Below are 15,606 nucleotides of genomic sequence, written 5' to 3'. Positions count from 1 at the left end.
ACGCCGATGCGCGCGAGTTCGTCCGCCGTGGTTTCGAAATCGATGCGCGTTTGCGGAGAAGGCAGCCCCGCATCCGGCTCTTGTTCCGAGATGCATCCGATACAACGCGCGTTGCATTTCGGCGAAACGGGGAGCGCGGCTTCGCCACGCTCGAGGAAGACGTTCTGTGCCGTAAAGCACCCGTATTCGCGCGAACAGAGCGCCACTTGCTGCAGCACCCGATTCTGGGGATCCGTGGCGAGCCGCGCTTCGAGCGTACGCTCCAGCTCGCCGGGTTCGAAGTACCGCGGCTGCCAATCCTCGCTCTCGTCCGTCTTGACGGCCGCCACGTGGAGCCGGTCGTCGATGACGCAGGCGAACGTGTAGCCGAAGAGCGGCAGCGCGGGCGCGCCGCGTTCCTTAATCCATGCCGGTACCAGCAAGCGCGTGTATCCAGCGGGAAGAATCGCTGCGAGAACGTAGCGTTTATCGAGCATTCCGGTGGTGGTCAGAACGCGGCGTCCCGGCAGGACCATCTCCACCGTCCCGGGCGGAGCCGGAATCAGTTCGTCCGGTTGCGGCGTTCGCACCAAACCGCCATCGGCGAGCGGCGAATACTCCGGATCGTAATAGATGCGCCCCTTGGCATCGCAATAGGCAAGATCGATCGTCATAGCACCGTATCGAAGACGTGCACGGCCGGGCCGGTCAAGTATGCAGCTCCCGCGCCGTCCCATTCCACGCGGAGCACTCCCCCGGGCACGTACACGTCGACGGGGCTTTGGACCAAGCCGCTCCGGAGCGCGACCGCGGCGGAGGCGACCGCGCCGGTTCCGCACGCCATGGTAAGGCCGGCACCGCGTTCGTAGTGCCGGACCCGCAGGCTGCCGGGCCCTTCAACCACGACTCGATGCACGTTCGCACCGCCGGGAAAGACGCGCTCGTCCTGAAACGACGCACCGATCTGCGCGACGTCGAACGGGTCGCCTTCGCCGCGTATCGCAACGACGTGCGGGTTGCCCATGTCTACGAACGTGGCGTCCGGAATCGGAAGCGCACGCGGCACGATGTTCGGTACGCCCATGTTCACGCGCACGAGGTATTCGGGCTCGCGCGCGATCACGCGCGTCTCGATAATGCCCGCATCGGTCTCGATCGCCAACGCGTCGCCGCAACCGGCTTCTTCGAGGTAACGCGCGACGCAGCGGATGCCGTTCCCGCACATCTCGGCCACGCTTCCATCGGCGTTGATCACCCGCATGCGCGCCGCCGCGCGCTCGGAGTACTCGATCACGAGCAGGCCGTCGGCTCCGACGCCGGTATGCCGTTCGCACCATCTTCGCGCGAACGCAATCGCGTCGATCGGAGGGCTCGTCCGGCTATCGAGAACGATGAAGTCGTTGCGTGCGCCGTGCATCTTCGCAACGGCTACGCTCCCGTTCATTCGACGCTCGGTGGATACAGGCGTAGCGCGACCGTCGGCGATATTGTCGCGATCGCGTGCTTGTACAGCAGATGCGTGATCTGGTCGAATTCGAGCGACACCGTGAACGGGTCGTAGCCCAAAACGACGCCCTGCAATTGCGCGCCATTCATCAACGTCACCGTTACGGGGACAGCCTCACGCTTGCATTGCGCTAGGAACGCATCTTGGAGATTGCTCGGCATATCGGTTGCTATTACGACCAGCCGAGCATTTCCCTTGCCGCGGCCTCGACCTCGTCGGCTCGGACCCAGCGCGTTTGGGGTTCGGAGCGAAACCACGCGCGCTGCCTGCGCGCGTACCGTCGAGTCGCGCGAGCGAGCGAACGCTCAAGTTCGTCACGCGTGCTCCACCCGCGCAGAAATGCCGTGGCCTGCGGATACCCGACGGCGGTTGCCGCAACCGCATCGCTCCCGATGCGTTCGGCTTCCTCGATCAATCCCCGCCGCAGCATGTGCGCCGTTCGGAGCGCGATCCGCCCGTCGAGTTCGCTCAGTTGCACGTCCAGAAAGAGTTTGGCAAATGGAATATTGGAGGCCGGAAGCGAGGCGATGGCGCCGGTTCGCCGGAGCGGGTCGTCGCCGGCCATCGCCACCTCCAGCGCCCGCACGACGCGGTAGGCGTCGTTCGGCGCAACCGCGGCCGCCCGCTTGGGGTCGCGAAGCTGCAGCCATGCGTGGAGAAACTCCGCCGAATGCGTGCGCGCTTCCATAGCCAGCCGCTCGCGCAGGCGCTCGTCGTGTTGCGGAGCCAAGTCGATCGCTCCGGTCAGCGCGCGAATGTAAAAGCCCGTGCCGCCGGCGACGATCGCGCGCTTACCGCGCGCGTGGATTTCGTGGATCGTTCGCATGGCATCGGCCGCGAATCGCGCCGCCGAATAGCGCTCGTGCGGGTCGAGAAAGCCGACCAAATGATGGGGCGCCGCGGCAAGCTCTTCTTCCGTCGGTGCCGCCGTCCCAATCGGCATCGCCCGATAGATTTGGCGCGAGTCGGCCCCCACGATTTCGGCATCAAAACGCCGCGCGAGCGCGATCGCTATGGCGGTTTTTCCAGCGGCGGTCGCCCCCGCGAGCACCAGCACGCCGCGCCGCGTAACGTCGTTCATCGGCGCATTACAGACGTTTGAACATTCGCGCGATATCGTCGGGGGCCAGGCGAACCATCGTCGGGCGTCCGTGCGGGCAATGCATCGGATTGATGCACCGCTGCAACCGATCCACGAGCGTCGTCATCTCGTCCGGTTCCAGCCGTTCGCCGGCAACCGTAACCGAATGGCACGCGAGGCTGGCCCATACGCGCTCGCGCACGTCGCGCTGCTTCACGTCCGTGGTGAGATCGTCGATGAAGCCTTGCAGATCGAACGGACGTGCGCCGAACCCGGCGGGCGTGGCAACGATCCGATACGTGCGATCGCCGAACGGCTCGATTTCCAAGCCGCCCTCGCGCAACAGATCGAGCGCGCGCTCCAATGCGGCGGACTGCCCGAGATCGAGTTCGACTACGAGGGGAACCAAGAGCGGCTCGCTGGGAGCGTGTGCCTGGGCGCGCTCGACGATCGACTCGTAGGCGATGCGTTCGTGCGCCGCGTGCTGATCGACCAGGAGCAGTGCGTCCCCGTCGCTCGCGAGGATAAACGTCCGATGGAGTTGCGCGAGCACGCGCAAGCGGTGCCCCGGCACCTCGTCGGCATCGCCCCGTACCGGCTCGAAAAGCGATTGCACGTGCGGCAGGCTCGCGTCGATCGCCGGCGGCGCAAACGAGACGCCTTCCGCATGCACGTGCCGGCTAAAACGGTGTGCGGCATGCGCTTGCAGCGTGGCGGTAATCGAGCGCCGAACCGCATCGAACGTTTGCGTGCCGAAGCGCAAACGCACGTCACTCTTGGTGGGGTGGACGTTCGGATCGACGTGGCCGGGCGGTAGTTCCAAGAAGATCGCGCCGTACGGGTGTCGTCCGCTCATCGCAAAGGTCGCATAGCCGGCCGTCCACGCACCGGCGAGCAGCGAACTGCGCAACAGCCGTCCGTTCACGAAGAGGATCTGCAGCCGCCGATCGCCTCGATCGTGCCCCGGTTCGCTGATGAAACCACTCAGGTTTCCGTCCAGCGCCCGCGCGGCCGACGGGTCCAGCGGTATCAGGTGCTGCGCGGCCTCGGTTCCAAATACCATCGCCAAGCGCTCGCGCGGATCGGACGTGGAAGGAAGTACCCACACATCCTTGCCGTCGTGTCGGAGCGCGAACGTAACGCTCGGGTACGCAAGGGCAAAGGTGGTGAGCCAACTCGAGATGCGAGCGTATTCGGCGCTCGGGGCTTTGAGATATTCGCGACGCACCGGAACGTTCTCGAAGAGCGCTTCGACGCGCACGCGCGTGCCCGGCGCCGCCGGCGCGGGAACTATCGGCTCGGCGCTTTCGGCGTGTGCGACGATGCGCGATCCGATCTGCGCATGCTGGGTTCGAGACACGATATCGAGCCGCGCCACCGCCGCGATCGAGGCCAAGCCTTCGCCGCGGAACCCGAGCGTTGCCACGCTCGCAAGATCGGTCGCGACCGCGAGCTTGCTGGTCGCATGGCGCATCACCGCGAAGGCGAGATCCTCCGGATCGATGCCGCTCCCGTCGTCAACCACTTCGATGGAACGCGTACCGCCCGCTTCGAGCGTCACGCTCACGCGGGTCGCGCCGGCATCCACCGCATTTTCGACCAATTCCTTAACGATCGAAACGGGCCGCTCGATAATTTCACCTGCGGCGATCTGCCCGATCGTCACCGCATCGAGGCGGTGGATGAACGGCATGCGTTACGACTCGTTACGCAAGAACGAGAGCTGCATTTCGGATGCGGGAGTGCGCGGCAACCTCTTGCGCAACGGCACCTGCGTCTCCAAATCGGGCTGGCCGCCCAGCGCGTCGGCGATTTCTTGCGCCCGTTCGATCACGGCCGGCGGCAGGCCGGCCATCCGCGCGACTTCGATGCCGAACGAACGCGAAGAACTGCCCGGTTGCACGCGATGCGAGAAGACCGGCCCGCTATGGCGGCCGCTCTGTTCCACCGCGGTAATGTGGTAGTTCGCAACCGTGGGCCAGTGCTCGCAGAGCGCGCACAGCTCGTGAAAATGGGTGGCAAATAACGCCATGGGCGATTGTTCGTCCAGGCCGAGCAGAAACTCGCAGATCGCCTGCGCGATCGATAGGCCGTCGATCGTGCCGGTGCCGCGCCCGACTTCATCGATCAACAGTAACGACTTGCGCGTGCTGCGGCGCAGAATATTCGCGGCCTCGGCCATCTCCATGTAAAACGTCGATTGGCCGGAGGCCAGATCGTCACCGGCACCGATGCGCGTGAAGATGCGATCGATAACGCCGAGCTGCATCGATTTGGCCGGGACGAACGAACCTACGTGCGCCATGATCGCCAGCAACCCGGCCTGCCGCAAATAGGTCGATTTACCGCCCATGTTCGGGCCGGTCAAGAGGATGAAGCGATGGTCGAGCGCGCGCAAGTGCAGATCGTTCGGCACAAAGTGCGTCCGCAACACCGCTTCCATCACCGGATGGCGCCCTTCTTCTATGCTCACGATGCTCTGGTCGACGAACGTCGGGCGCACGTATCCGCGCTCCGCGGCGCACTGGGCGAGCGCCGCGAAGACGTCGATCTGCGCGATCGCTTCGGCCGCGCGCAACAGATCGCCGGCCCGCAGCGCGATGCGTTCGAGCAAAGCCTCGTACAACTGCGCTTCGATGCGCTCCTGGCGCGACTGCGCGGTAGAGATCGCGAGTTCGAGTTCTTTGAGCTCCGGCGTGATGTACCGCTCGCCGGTCGTCAACGTCTGTTTGCGCACGTAGTCGGCGGGCACTTGCCCGACGCTACCCTTGCTCACCTCGATAGCGTAGCCGAACGCACTGGCGTACTTGATCTTGAGGGACTTGATGCCGGTCCGCTCTCGCTCGCGCTCCTCGAGTTCCGAAAGGCGGGCGCGCGCATCGGTGCGCAGCGAAACGCATTCGGCGAGTTCGGCATCGGCCTCCGGACGAATGACCCCGCCGTCGTGAACCTGCGCGGGCGGTTCGTCCACGAGCGAGCGCTGCAGGTCGCCGATGACGTCGTCAAAGGCGCCGATGCGTTCGATCAGGGGCGCGAGCGCCTCCGGGACGATGTGTCGCAGCGGCGCGAGGACTTCCAGCGTCCGCCGTAACGACGCCAAATCGCGCGGCAACGCGCGGCGAACGCGAACCTTTTGCGCGATACGCTCGAGATCGAAGCAACCGCGGAGCAGATCGCGAATCGCCTGCCGGCGGGCGTGCTCGTCCAGGAGTGCGGCAATGGCCTCTTGCCGAGCTTCGATCGCGCCCCGATCAAGAAGCGGAGCCAAAATCCAACGCGAGAGCATGCGGGAGCCCATCGACGTTTCGCACGAATCCAGCGTCGCAAGCAGCGTCGCGCGCGTGTTCTGCCCCTGTGCTTTGGTCAGTTCGAGATGCTTGCGCGTGGCCGGATCGAGCGCCATGAACTGGCGTTCGCGATACAGCACCGGCTCGTTGAGCGCGACGCCCGACGGCAATGCGATACCGGTGCGGCGGACGAAGCCGACCAACGCGTCGAGCGCGCGATTGATCGCCGCGGATTCATCGATCGAGAACCCGTCGAACTCCGCGCGATCGCGCGTCTCCACCAATCCCAGCGGCGGCGCCGACATGCGAGCGCCCAATACTTCCACCGCACCTCCGAGCAAGGCGCGAAGATCGGCCGGAAGATCGGCAACGATTTCCGAAGGGCCCAGCCGTCCGAGTTCGGCAAGCACGTCGTCGTACGCGTCGTTGCCGCTCAGCGCGGTCGCCGCGCAGTAACCGGTCGAAACGTCGGCATACGCAACGGCGAACGTATCGTCGACGGCCGCTACCGCCGCAAGATAGTTGTTCTGTTTTCCTTCGAGCAATTGATCTTCGATCAACGTGCCAGGCGTGACGATGCGCACGACGTCGCGCCGCACCAACCGATTGGGGACCGGCACTTCGAGTTGCTCGGCCAGCGCGACGATGAATCGCTGCTGCACGAGCTTGGCCAGATATCCCGCTAGCGCATGGTGCGGAACGCCGGCCATGGCGACGCGCTTTCCGCCGCCGGCCTCTTTGCTCGTCAGCGCGATTTGCAGCGCGCGCGCGGCCGTCTCGGCGTCCTCGCCGTAGGCTTCGTAGAAGTCGCCAACGCGCGAAAGCAAAATCGCTCCCGGGTGTTTCGCTTTCATCCCAAAGTACTGCTCGAGCATCGGCGAGTACTTCACCGCGTCGCTCACCGTGCGAGCAAATCGATGGCCGGACGTTCGAGCGCGCGGCCGGCGCCGGCGAATCGCTCGGCGCGGCGTACCGCCGTGCCGGTGCAGCCCCAAACGTGCGCGGTTTCAAGCTCGACGTCGATCCACGGCGTCGCGGCATACGGGTGGTTCGCTTCCACATCGCCTCGCGGGTAGTCGCTGGGTAACGGAGCGATAACGGTCACGTTGTCCAGCGTCTTGGCTGCCAGACGAGTCGGGTCTTTTTTCGAGAGCCCTTGAATCAAGCAGCGTACCGTCGTGCCGATTTTCGCGTCGTGATAGGCGCGAACGGCGGCGTTCTGCGCATCCAGCAAGCGTTTGTAGCGCTCGGATGCGACGGCGGCCGGCACCTGCTCCCAATTCGCAGCCGGCGTCCCCCGCCGAATCGAATAGATGAACGTAAACGCATTCGCGAAGACCTGGGTTTCCACGTACGCGAGCGTCCGTTCGAAATCGTCGTCGCTCTCACCGGGAAAACCGACGATGATATCGGTCGTAATCGCCCAGCCCGGAAGATACCGATGGATCAACTCCACCTTGTGCGCGAAATCCGCCATCGTGTATTTGCGGTTCATGCGCCGCAGAATCGGGTCGCTGCCGGACTGCAGCGGCAGGTGCAGCCGCGGGTTGAGCTTCGGAATGCGCGAGAGATCGGCGATGATTTTCTCGGTAAAATCCTTGGGATGCGGAGAGATGAACGTGAGGCGCTCGAGGTTCGGCAGCGCGGCGACCGCGGCGCAAAGGTCGCCGAAGTCCTCACCGGTCGCCGGGTCCTTCCAAGCGTTGACCGTTTGCCCGACCAGCATCACTTCGCGTGCGCCCAGAGCGAGCCGCTCTTCGACCTCGCCGACGATCTCCGCCATCGGCCGATGATCGAAGCGTCCGCGCACGTGCGGCACGATGCAGAAACTGCAATAATACGAACAGCCGCGCTGGACCGTTACGAACGCCCGCAGGTGCGAGAAGGCATCGATGACGGCGTCGGCGGTCCCGCCGAACGGCATCAGCAGCGCGCGTTCGTCGGAGAAATCGATGCCGTCGAAATCGCCGTGCCACCGTTCGAGCTGGTCGCCCAGCTCCACCAATTCCTTGGTTCCAAAGACGGCGTCGACGTGCGGCGCGATGCGCTGCATGCGATCGCGATCCTGTTCGGCCAAGCACCCCATGACGACCAAGCGAATACTCGGGTCGCGATCCTTGAGCTCTTTGAGATGGCCCATGCGTCCGTACGCGCGGCGCTCGGCGTTGTCGCGAACGGTACACGTGTTCAAGAGCAAGACGTGAGCGTCTTCGGGTTTGGTCGCTATTTCGTAGCCGATCGAGAGGGCGCGATCCGCAATATATTGCGAATCGGCCTCATTCATCTGGCACCCGAAGGTCTCTATATACATTTTGGCCATGGCGCGGCCCAGCAGCTTCGCCACGCGAGTCCCGCGGCCCCGGTCTCCCCCACGCGGGTCATTTGGGGCGAACGTCAAACAGGAGGCCGGTGACCATCGACTCAGATTTTGACGCTACCACTACCGGCATGCTCCGGCCGGCCACGGTCGCGATCGTCGGACGCCCGAACGTCGGCAAAAGCGCGCTCTTCAATCGCCTGATCGGCCAACGCCTGGCGATTGTGGAGGATACCCCTGGTGTGACCCGCGACCGCCTGTACGCGCTCTGCGACTGGCGGGGACGCACGTTCAGCATCGTCGATACCGCCGGCATCGACCCGGCTGCCGACGCGGCCCACGGCGATCAATTCGCAGAAGCAACGCGCCGCCAGGCCGAGGCCGCCGCGCAGGAAGCCGACGCAATCGTCTTCGTGGTGGACGCGCAGACCGGCTTGCACCCGCTCGATGAAGACGTCGCGCACATCCTGCGCAAGACGCGCCGTCGCGTGGTGCTCGTCGCCAATAAATGCGAATCACCCAAGGCCGCCCAGTCGGTGCTGGGCGAGTTCTCGCGTATCGGATTCGGCGAACCCGTCCCGGTCTCGGCGATTCACGGCGAAGGAACCGGCGATTTGCTGGATCGCGTCGTCGAACTGCTGCCGCCCGAAGCACCCGATGCGACCAAGGAAGGCGAGCTCTCGATCGCGATCATCGGCCGCCCGAACGTCGGCAAGAGTTCGCTGCTCAACGCGCTGCTCGGCGAGGAACGCGCGATCGTCTCGGAGGTTCCCGGAACCACGCGCGACGCGATCGATACGCTGCTCACCTATAACGACCGCAATATTCGCCTGATCGATACGGCCGGCGTTCGCAGGCAGCCCCAAGCGCACGGCGCGATCGAATACTACGCCACGTTGCGCAGCCTAAGTGCCATTTCGCGCTGCGATATCGCGATTCTCGTTTTCGATTCGATGGTGGGCATCACCGCGCAGGACCGGCGTTTGGCCGGGCTCGTCATCGAAGAGCGCAAGGGCCTCATCATCGTGGGTAACAAGTGGGATCTCGCGCTCGAACAGCAAGGCGAATACAGCCAGGGCGAGCTTGCGAACGTCATTCACGAGTTGATGCCTTTCGCAAAGTTTGCGCCGATCACGTTCCTCTCCGCCAAGACGCATCGCCGGCTCGGCAGCCTGATGCCGGTGGTCACGCGCGTCGCAGAGAATTTAGATCGCCGCGTTTCAACGCCGCAGGTGAACGCGCTCCTGCGCGACGCCGTGCTCGCCCACCCCGCCCCCTTTAGCGGCGGCAAGACGTTCAAGGTATACTACGCGGCGCAACCGGGCACGCATCCGCCGGTCTTCGTCTTCCATTGCAACGATCCGGATCTCGTGCAGAACGCCTACAAGCGTTTTCTCGAAAATACGATTCGGCAGAGCTTCGATTTCGAAGGCGTTCCGCTCACGCTCGAATTCCGCGCGCGTCGCGGGGCCCCGGAGCCGGGCGAATAGATGCTCGTCGTTCTCTATGCGCTCGGCGCGTTCTTGATCGGCTCGATTCCGTTCGGGTACCTGATCGGTCGCGCGTTCTATCGGACCGACATTCGCACCCAAGGCTCCGGCAATATCGGCGCGATGAATGCGCTGCGGACGCTCGGCAAACCCGGCGCGGCCGCGGTGCTGCTACTCGACGCCGCCAAGGGCTTCGCCCCGGTCTATCTTCTGGCCGTGCGCGGCGCATCGCACGATGCCGTCGCGGTGGTTGCCGCGGCAGCGGTCGCGGGGCACTGCTTCTCCCCGTGGCTGGGCTGGAAGGGCGGTAAAGGCGTCGCCACCTCCTTCGGCGCGATTTTCGCCTTGAGCTGGAAGGCCGGGCTGGTGAGCGTCGGCGCTTGGATTCTGGGCTCGCTGGTCGTCACCCAATACTCCTCGGTCGGCTCGATGCTGGGGAACGTGGTCTCCCCGATCAGCCTCTATCTTTTCACCGGATCGATCTGGTATGCGGCGTACGGCGCCGCGGCCGCAATCCTCATCATTTACACCCACCGCGAGAACATCGGACGCCTGCGTTCGGGGACCGAGAGCCGGATCGGGCTCTTCTCCAAACGCCAGACTCCGCGCCCCTAACCAGGGCTTGCGAGGGCCGGGCCCGTATTGGCCCGGGTCATGATTTCGTCGAACGATCTCCGTAACGGCGTCACCGTCGTCGTGGACGGTAACCTCTGGACCGTCATCGAGTTTCTCCACGTCAAGCCGGGTAAGGGCGCGGCCTTCGTGCGGACCCGCCTCAAAAACGTCAAAACCGGCACGACCCTGGAGCGCACCTTCCGCGCCGGTGAAAAGCTCGAGCGCGCAACCGTCGAAAATCGGCAGTTGCAGATGCTCTACAACGATGCCGACGGCTACCATTTTATGGACCAAGAGTCGTTCGAGAACTACACGATCCAGCGCGATCTCATCGGCGATCCCGCCGATTTCTTGAAAGACGGCCTGGTGGTCGACGTGCAGTTCCACGAGGGGCTGCCGATCGGCGTCGACCTTCCGCCGCACGTGGAACTGCGCGTGGTTGAAACGGATCCCGGCTTCAAGGGCGATACGGCCACCAATACGGGTAAACCGGCCAAGCTCGAGACCGGTGCGACCGTCAACGTACCGCTCTTCGTCAATCCCGACGAGATGATTCGGATCGACACACGCGACCGCCGATACATCGGACGCGTCAGCAACTAAGGCGGACAAGGCACCGTTGCAAAAACGCCTGCAGACGCACGTTGCCGCGTGCAGCGGATCGAGCGTGTAAAGCTCGATGCACTTAGCGCTCGAACTCTTCATCTCCGCATTCCTCGCGAGCATCTTCGGATCCATGGTAGGCCTGGGCGGCGGGTTCATCTTGGTCCCGATCCTGCGCCTCTTCTTCGGCTTAGCACCGGCGGAGGCGGCGGGAACGGCGCTGGTACTCGTGGTCGCCAACAGCGGCAGCGGCGCCTTCACCTACTTGATGCAGCGACGCGTCAACGTCCGCACGGGGCTGCTCATCGCTGCCGGCGGATTCCCCGGCAGCATTTTGGGTGCCATCGCCGTGCGGCACATTTCGGGCGCGGCCTTCGACTGGGTCTTCGCGGCTTTTCTCGCGATCATCTGTTTCGACATGATCGTCAATCGCCACAAGCGCGCCGGCAACCGCATCGACGACCATCGCGCGCACATCGAAAAGCCGATGTCGTTCCGCCTGGCGATCGCGGCCGGATTCGTCGTCGGCGTCACGTCGAGCCTGTTCGGCATCGGCGGCGGCGTCGTTATCGTGCCGACGCTCCTCTACTTCTCGTCACTGCCCGCGCACGCCATCAGCGCCACATCGCATTTCGGGATCGTGCTCACGTCGCCGGTCGGCCTTGCCGTCCACGCGTTGCAACACGACATTCGTCTGGACTACATCATTCCGCTCGTGATCGGCGGCCTACTCGGGGGCCCGATCGGCGCGCGTCTCTCATTGCGGTTGAAATCCCCGCACCTGCTGATTTTCGTGGCCATCGCGCTGGCCTTAGCCGCGATCTCACTCGTGGCGCGACACATCATTCATTAACGGCCGGCGATCGGCCCACGGTGCGGCCGATTCAATTTGCGACGCGAGCGAAAAGAGCAAGCCTTCTTCGCCGAGCCGTGCCGCGAACTGCACGCCGACCGGCAGCCCGTCCGCGCTCGTATGGAGGGGGAGCGACATCGCCGGTTGGCCGGTAAGATTGAATATCGGCGTATACGGCAGCCAATCGAACATGCGCGCGGCGATATCGCGAGCGGCTTTGCGAATCAGGGCCTTCGATCGCAGCGTCGTAAGCACCGCGATCTGCATCCGTTCGCTCCGCGTGAGCGCGAGTTCTCCGATACGCACCGGCGGCGAAGCCAGGGTCGGCATCAGCAGCACGTCGTAGCGTTCCATGAACGCATCGAAAGCGCCGGCAAGGAGGCGCTGGTTAGAGGCGGCGGTGGTCAATTCGTCGGCGCTGAGTACGCGCGCGATCGTCAGCATCGCCAATGTTGCGGGCTCGATATCGCCGTTCCGCAGCGGCGTCCCGGCCAACGGATTCCCGGCACCGAGATGCCAGCCGATGCCGCTTGCAAAGAGCATGAGCAGCGCATAGGACATGGCGGGATAGTCGATGCCCTGCGGCTCGTCTTCAGTTACGTCGTGGCCGAGCGATGCGCAGAGTGCCGCGGCCGCATCGACCGCCGCACGCGCTTCGGCGTCGATCCCGTGCCCCAGCATCGGCCCCCTCACGACCGCGACACGCAGACGGCCCGGCTCGCGTTGCGCGTGGGCAAGGAAGCTTCCGTGCGCGGGCGGGGCTTGATACATCGCACCCCGCTCCCGAGCGACGCAATCCAACATCAGCGCGCTATCGCGCACGCTGCGCGAGATGCAAAGATCGACGTTCGCATCCCCGACCGTGCCGCCGGCCGTCGGCATGCGCCCGCGCGTGGGCTTCATGCCGAAGAGTCCGACGCAACTTGCGGGGATGCGGATCGAGCCGCCCATATCGTTGGCGTGCGCCATCGGCACCACGCCGGCAGCCACCAGCGCGGCACTCCCGCCGCTCGATCCGCCCGGCGTGCGCTCGGTATCCCAGGGGTTGCGACAGGCGCCGAACAGCGCCGGCTCCGTGTACGGCATCAGGCCGAATTCGGGCGTGTTCGTTTTTCCGAAGATGTTCAGGCCGGCGGCCTTCACGCGCTGGAAGAACGGGTGATCCGCCTGCGGGACGTAACCGCGAAAGTAGCGGCTGCCCATCGTCATCGGTACCCCGGCCAGCGGCGGGCCCAGGTCCTTGGCCAGAAACGGCACCCCGTGAAAGGGGCCGTCGGGGAGGCCGCTCGCTGCGTCCCGGCGAGCCGCGTCGTAGTGCTTCGCCACGAGCCCGTTGAGCCGTGGATTGACCGCCTCCGCGCGGCGTATCGCCGCTTCCAGCAGCTCCGAGGCGCTCACGCGCCGCTCGCGCACCAACTGTGAAAGACCGATCGCATCGAAGCGCTCGTACTCAGCGAAATCCGCCATGCTTTCCCCCATCCTAGCTCGGCTCATGTACGCACCGATGCGGTGAAACACCCCCGCCGCGCGCGCGTACATGGATCAGCTAAACCGGAGGAACCACCATGAGCATCATTCTTCTCAGCGCCATCTCGATGATCGGCTTCGCCATCGTTCTCCTGGGCTGCTCCCTCGTAGAAGCCCACCGCGCCGGCCTACTCCACGAAAAATAAAACGGGCCCGTCACACAACGAGCCCGCCTACGCGCGAGGCGGCTTTGCGGGCGCGCAGCGCCCGCAAAACGCGAAGAGTTCGCCCGCAGGCGAACTCACACCATTCCGCTTAGGGCGGCTTTGCGGGCGCGCAGCGCCCGCAAAACGCGAAGAGTTCGCCCCGCAGGGCGAACTCACTTGGGATACGTCATCTCCTTGGGCACGACGTACTTGTCGAACTCCTCGCCGGTAACGTGCCCCAAACCGACGGCCGCTTCTTTGAGCGTCGTACCGTGGTGATGGGCGTGCTTGGCAATCTCTGCAGCTTTGTCGTAGCCGATCTTGGGCGAGAGTGCCGTTACCGTCATCAGCGATTCCGCCAGGTACTTCGCAATCACCGGTTCGTTGGCTTGCAGCCCTTCGACCGCATGTTCGCGGAACATCGTCGCCGTGTCGCGCAAGAGATGGCACGAGTGCAAGAAATTCGCGATCATCACCGGGTTGAACACGTTGAGTTCGAAGTTGCCCTGCGACGCGCCGAAGCTGATCGCGGTGTCGTTTCCGAACACCTGAGCGACCACCATCGTCATCGCTTCGGATTGCGTCGGATTTACTTTGCCCGGCATGATGGAGCTGCCCGGCTCGTTCTCCGGCAGGATCAATTCGCCGATGCCCGCACGCGGGCCCGATGCGAGCCAGCGGATGTCGTTCGCGATTTTCATGAACGCCACCGCGAGCGTCTTGAGCGCGCCCGATGCGAAGACGAAATCGTCATGCGAAGCGAGCGCCGTGAATTTGTTGGGATGCGAGCGGAACGGCAAGCCGGTTAACTCCGCGAGCTTCTTCGCCATCCGTTCGGCGAATTCGGGATGCGCGTTGAGGCCGGTGCCGACCGCGGTGCCACCGATGGCCAGATCGTAAATGTGGTTCAAAGCTTCGTTGATCGCGACCATCGCGCGATCGAGTTGCGTAACGTAGCCCGAGAACTCTTGGCCCAACGTCAGCGGCGTCGCATCCTGAAGATGCGTGCGGCCGACCTTGACGATGTCTTTCCACTGTTTGGCTTTGACGTCGAGCGCGTCGCGCAAATGTTCGATCGCGGGGAGCATTTTCACGACCGCCTCGGCGGCGGCCATGTGCATCGCGGTCGGAAACGTGTCGTTCGACGACTGCGACATATTGACGTGATCGTTCGGATGCACCGGCTTCTTCGAACCCATCTCGCCGCCCGCAATCTCGATCGCGCGATTCGAGATCACTTCGTTGACGTTCATGTTCGTCTGCGTGCCCGAGCCGGTCTGCCAAATGCGCAGCGGGAAATGCGCGTCGAGTTTGCCGGCGATCACTTCGTCGGCAGCCGCCACGATCAGATCGGTCTTCTCTTTATCGAGTTTTCCGAGATCGTGATTGACGAGGGCGGCCGCCTTCTTCAATTCGGCCATCGCCTTGATGACTTGCTTCGGCATCACGTCGCGCGGCCAGGTGCCCTCGCCGATGTCGAAGTGGATGAGCGAGCGCGCCGACTGCGCGCCGTAGTACTTGTCTGCGGGTACGTCGATCTTGCCCATCGAGTCGGTCTCGACGCGCTTGGATGAGGCCCCGTTGGTGGAGCTGTTAGCAGTGGTCATGTCCCAGACATCTTCGCGCTTTTCCAGCGATTTCGGCCTCTACTTAGGTCGGTCGGAGCTAAAGAGAGCCGCGGCGGGGATGCCATACCGGTGGCATCCTGGGATCTTACGTTAGGAGCATAAGCGGGGCGGGGCTCGGTAGCCTAGGCGGACTGTCACTCTCCGAGAGCGGGTTCAACTCCCGTCCGCTCCAAACCCGGGGACGGGTGTGGTATCATGGGGGCGACAGTCCGCCCTAGGTACACAGGGTCCCGTAAGACCCCCGCGATTATTCGCGGGGGTCTTACATTTTCGATTGGGCTGCCCATAAAATCCGCGGCTGCTTAGCGCGCGCGGACGGCTGCTTTGAGACCGTCGATCGACGTCCCGATGGATTCCATGCCGGTGATTTCGTAAATCGTCAGCGGAAAGCGCGGATTGAATCGACGCTTATCGCAGCGCGGGCAACTCGCCGGCTTTCCCGGGCGTTTCTTGCGCAGCACCTCGAACGCGCAATGTTCGCAGCGTAGAATGTAGCGCTTGCTCGACTCGGTAAGCGGACGCACGTTGCCCAAGTCGTGATAGATCGACGATAGGCCGCACTCGCGCAGCTTC

General features: G+C 64.2%; 14 protein-coding genes. 4 read left to right on the top strand and 10 right to left on the bottom strand.

The genetic code is table 11. The annotated features are described in order from the left end of the window. The 7 genes from VMW12_07590 to miaB form a co-directional block, all read right to left on the bottom strand. Positions 1-653: radical SAM protein (locus VMW12_07590; protein HUZ49583.1), on the bottom strand; the 653-nt coding region annotated here is incomplete at its 3' end. After that, on the bottom strand, positions 650-1,423 hold the full coding sequence (dapF, locus tag VMW12_07585; GenBank protein HUZ49582.1) for a diaminopimelate epimerase: 774 nt from the start codon (positions 1,421-1,423) through the stop codon (positions 650-652). The genes dapF and VMW12_07590, both read right to left, overlap by 4 nt. Next, complete coding sequence (gene hfq / locus VMW12_07580) at positions 1,420-1,647, bottom strand: RNA chaperone Hfq (protein HUZ49581.1); 228 nt, start codon at positions 1,645-1,647, stop codon at positions 1,420-1,422. Before hfq ends, dapF begins: the two co-directional genes overlap by 4 nt. Before the next feature lie 11 nt (positions 1,648-1,658). Next, positions 1,659-2,567 (bottom strand): tRNA (adenosine(37)-N6)-dimethylallyltransferase MiaA, encoded by a 909-nt coding sequence (miaA, locus tag VMW12_07575; GenBank protein ID HUZ49580.1) that lies wholly within the window; start codon positions 2,565-2,567, stop codon positions 1,659-1,661. A gap of 7 nt (positions 2,568-2,574) precedes the next feature. Beyond that, entirely contained in the window at positions 2,575-4,260 is a 1,686-nt protein-coding gene (gene mutL, locus VMW12_07570; GenBank protein ID HUZ49579.1) for a DNA mismatch repair endonuclease MutL, read from the bottom strand. 3 nt (positions 4,261-4,263) lie between these two features. Next, positions 4,264-6,756, bottom strand: coding sequence for a DNA mismatch repair protein MutS (gene mutS, locus VMW12_07565; GenBank protein ID HUZ49578.1), 2,493 nt, complete (start codon positions 6,754-6,756; stop codon positions 4,264-4,266). Beyond that, entirely contained in the window at positions 6,753-8,198 is a 1,446-nt protein-coding gene (gene miaB, locus VMW12_07560) for a tRNA (N6-isopentenyl adenosine(37)-C2)-methylthiotransferase MiaB (GenBank protein ID HUZ49577.1), read from the bottom strand. Before miaB ends, mutS begins: the two co-directional genes overlap by 4 nt. 104 nt (positions 8,199-8,302) lie before the next feature. On the opposite strand from miaB, the gene der reads away from it, so the two are divergent. From der to VMW12_07540, 4 genes are all read left to right on the top strand, one after another. Continuing rightward, a complete protein-coding gene (gene der / locus VMW12_07555) occupies positions 8,303-9,661 on the top strand; it encodes a ribosome biogenesis GTPase Der (GenBank protein ID HUZ49576.1) in 1,359 nt (452 codons plus the stop codon). Then, complete coding sequence (gene plsY / locus VMW12_07550) at positions 9,662-10,276, top strand: glycerol-3-phosphate 1-O-acyltransferase PlsY (protein ID HUZ49575.1); 615 nt, start codon at positions 9,662-9,664, stop codon at positions 10,274-10,276. Between the two features lie 39 nt (positions 10,277-10,315). Continuing rightward, positions 10,316-10,879 (top strand): elongation factor P, encoded by a 564-nt coding sequence (gene efp, locus VMW12_07545; protein HUZ49574.1) that lies wholly within the window; start codon positions 10,316-10,318, stop codon positions 10,877-10,879. Between the two features lie 76 nt (positions 10,880-10,955). Continuing rightward, on the top strand, positions 10,956-11,732 hold the full coding sequence (locus VMW12_07540; GenBank protein ID HUZ49573.1) for a sulfite exporter TauE/SafE family protein: 777 nt from the start codon (positions 10,956-10,958) through the stop codon (positions 11,730-11,732). On the opposite strand, the gene VMW12_07535 is transcribed toward VMW12_07540, so the two are convergent. The 3 genes from VMW12_07535 to VMW12_07525 form a co-directional block, all read right to left on the bottom strand. Continuing rightward, positions 11,703-13,199: an amidase gene (locus tag VMW12_07535; protein HUZ49572.1), complete on the bottom strand. Its 1,497-nt coding sequence runs from the start codon at positions 13,197-13,199 to the stop codon at positions 11,703-11,705. The genes VMW12_07540 and VMW12_07535 overlap by 30 nt on opposite strands. A gap of 379 nt (positions 13,200-13,578) precedes the next feature. After that, a complete protein-coding gene (fumC, locus tag VMW12_07530; protein HUZ49571.1) occupies positions 13,579-15,012 on the bottom strand; it encodes a class II fumarate hydratase in 1,434 nt (477 codons plus the stop codon). Between the two features lie 323 nt (positions 15,013-15,335). After that, the coding region (locus tag VMW12_07525; GenBank protein ID HUZ49570.1) for a hypothetical protein at positions 15,336-15,606 on the bottom strand (271 nt) is incomplete at its 5' end.

The organism is Candidatus Dormiibacterota bacterium (assembly GCA_035532835.1).
In the GTDB taxonomy this organism is placed as follows: domain Bacteria; phylum Vulcanimicrobiota; class Vulcanimicrobiia; order Vulcanimicrobiales; family Vulcanimicrobiaceae; genus DAHUXY01.
Note: the sequence above shows the minus strand (reverse complement) of the source record. Positions and strands in the feature narration are given on the sequence as shown.

Excerpts from the sequence above, each read along its gene's own strand:
- dapF (HUZ49582.1), bottom strand. The coding sequence starts at position 1,423 with ATGAACGGGAGCGTAGCCGTTGCGAAGATGCACGGCGCACGCAACGAC.
- hfq (HUZ49581.1), bottom strand. The coding sequence starts at position 1,647 with ATGCCGAGCAATCTCCAAGATGCGTTCCTAGCGCAATGCAAGCGTGAG.
- miaA (HUZ49580.1), bottom strand. The coding sequence starts at position 2,567 with ATGAACGACGTTACGCGGCGCGGCGTGCTGGTGCTCGCGGGGGCGACC.
- mutL (HUZ49579.1), bottom strand. The coding sequence starts at position 4,260 with ATGCCGTTCATCCACCGCCTCGATGCGGTGACGATCGGGCAGATCGCC.
- der (HUZ49576.1), top strand. The coding sequence starts at position 8,303 with ATGCTCCGGCCGGCCACGGTCGCGATCGTCGGACGCCCGAACGTCGGC.
- plsY (HUZ49575.1), top strand. The coding sequence starts at position 9,662 with ATGCTCGTCGTTCTCTATGCGCTCGGCGCGTTCTTGATCGGCTCGATT.
- efp (HUZ49574.1), top strand. The coding sequence starts at position 10,316 with ATGATTTCGTCGAACGATCTCCGTAACGGCGTCACCGTCGTCGTGGAC.
- VMW12_07540 (HUZ49573.1), top strand. The coding sequence starts at position 10,956 with ATGCACTTAGCGCTCGAACTCTTCATCTCCGCATTCCTCGCGAGCATC.
- VMW12_07535 (HUZ49572.1), bottom strand. The coding sequence starts at position 13,199 with ATGGCGGATTTCGCTGAGTACGAGCGCTTCGATGCGATCGGTCTTTCA.
- fumC (HUZ49571.1), bottom strand. The coding sequence starts at position 15,012 with ATGACCACTGCTAACAGCTCCACCAACGGGGCCTCATCCAAGCGCGTC.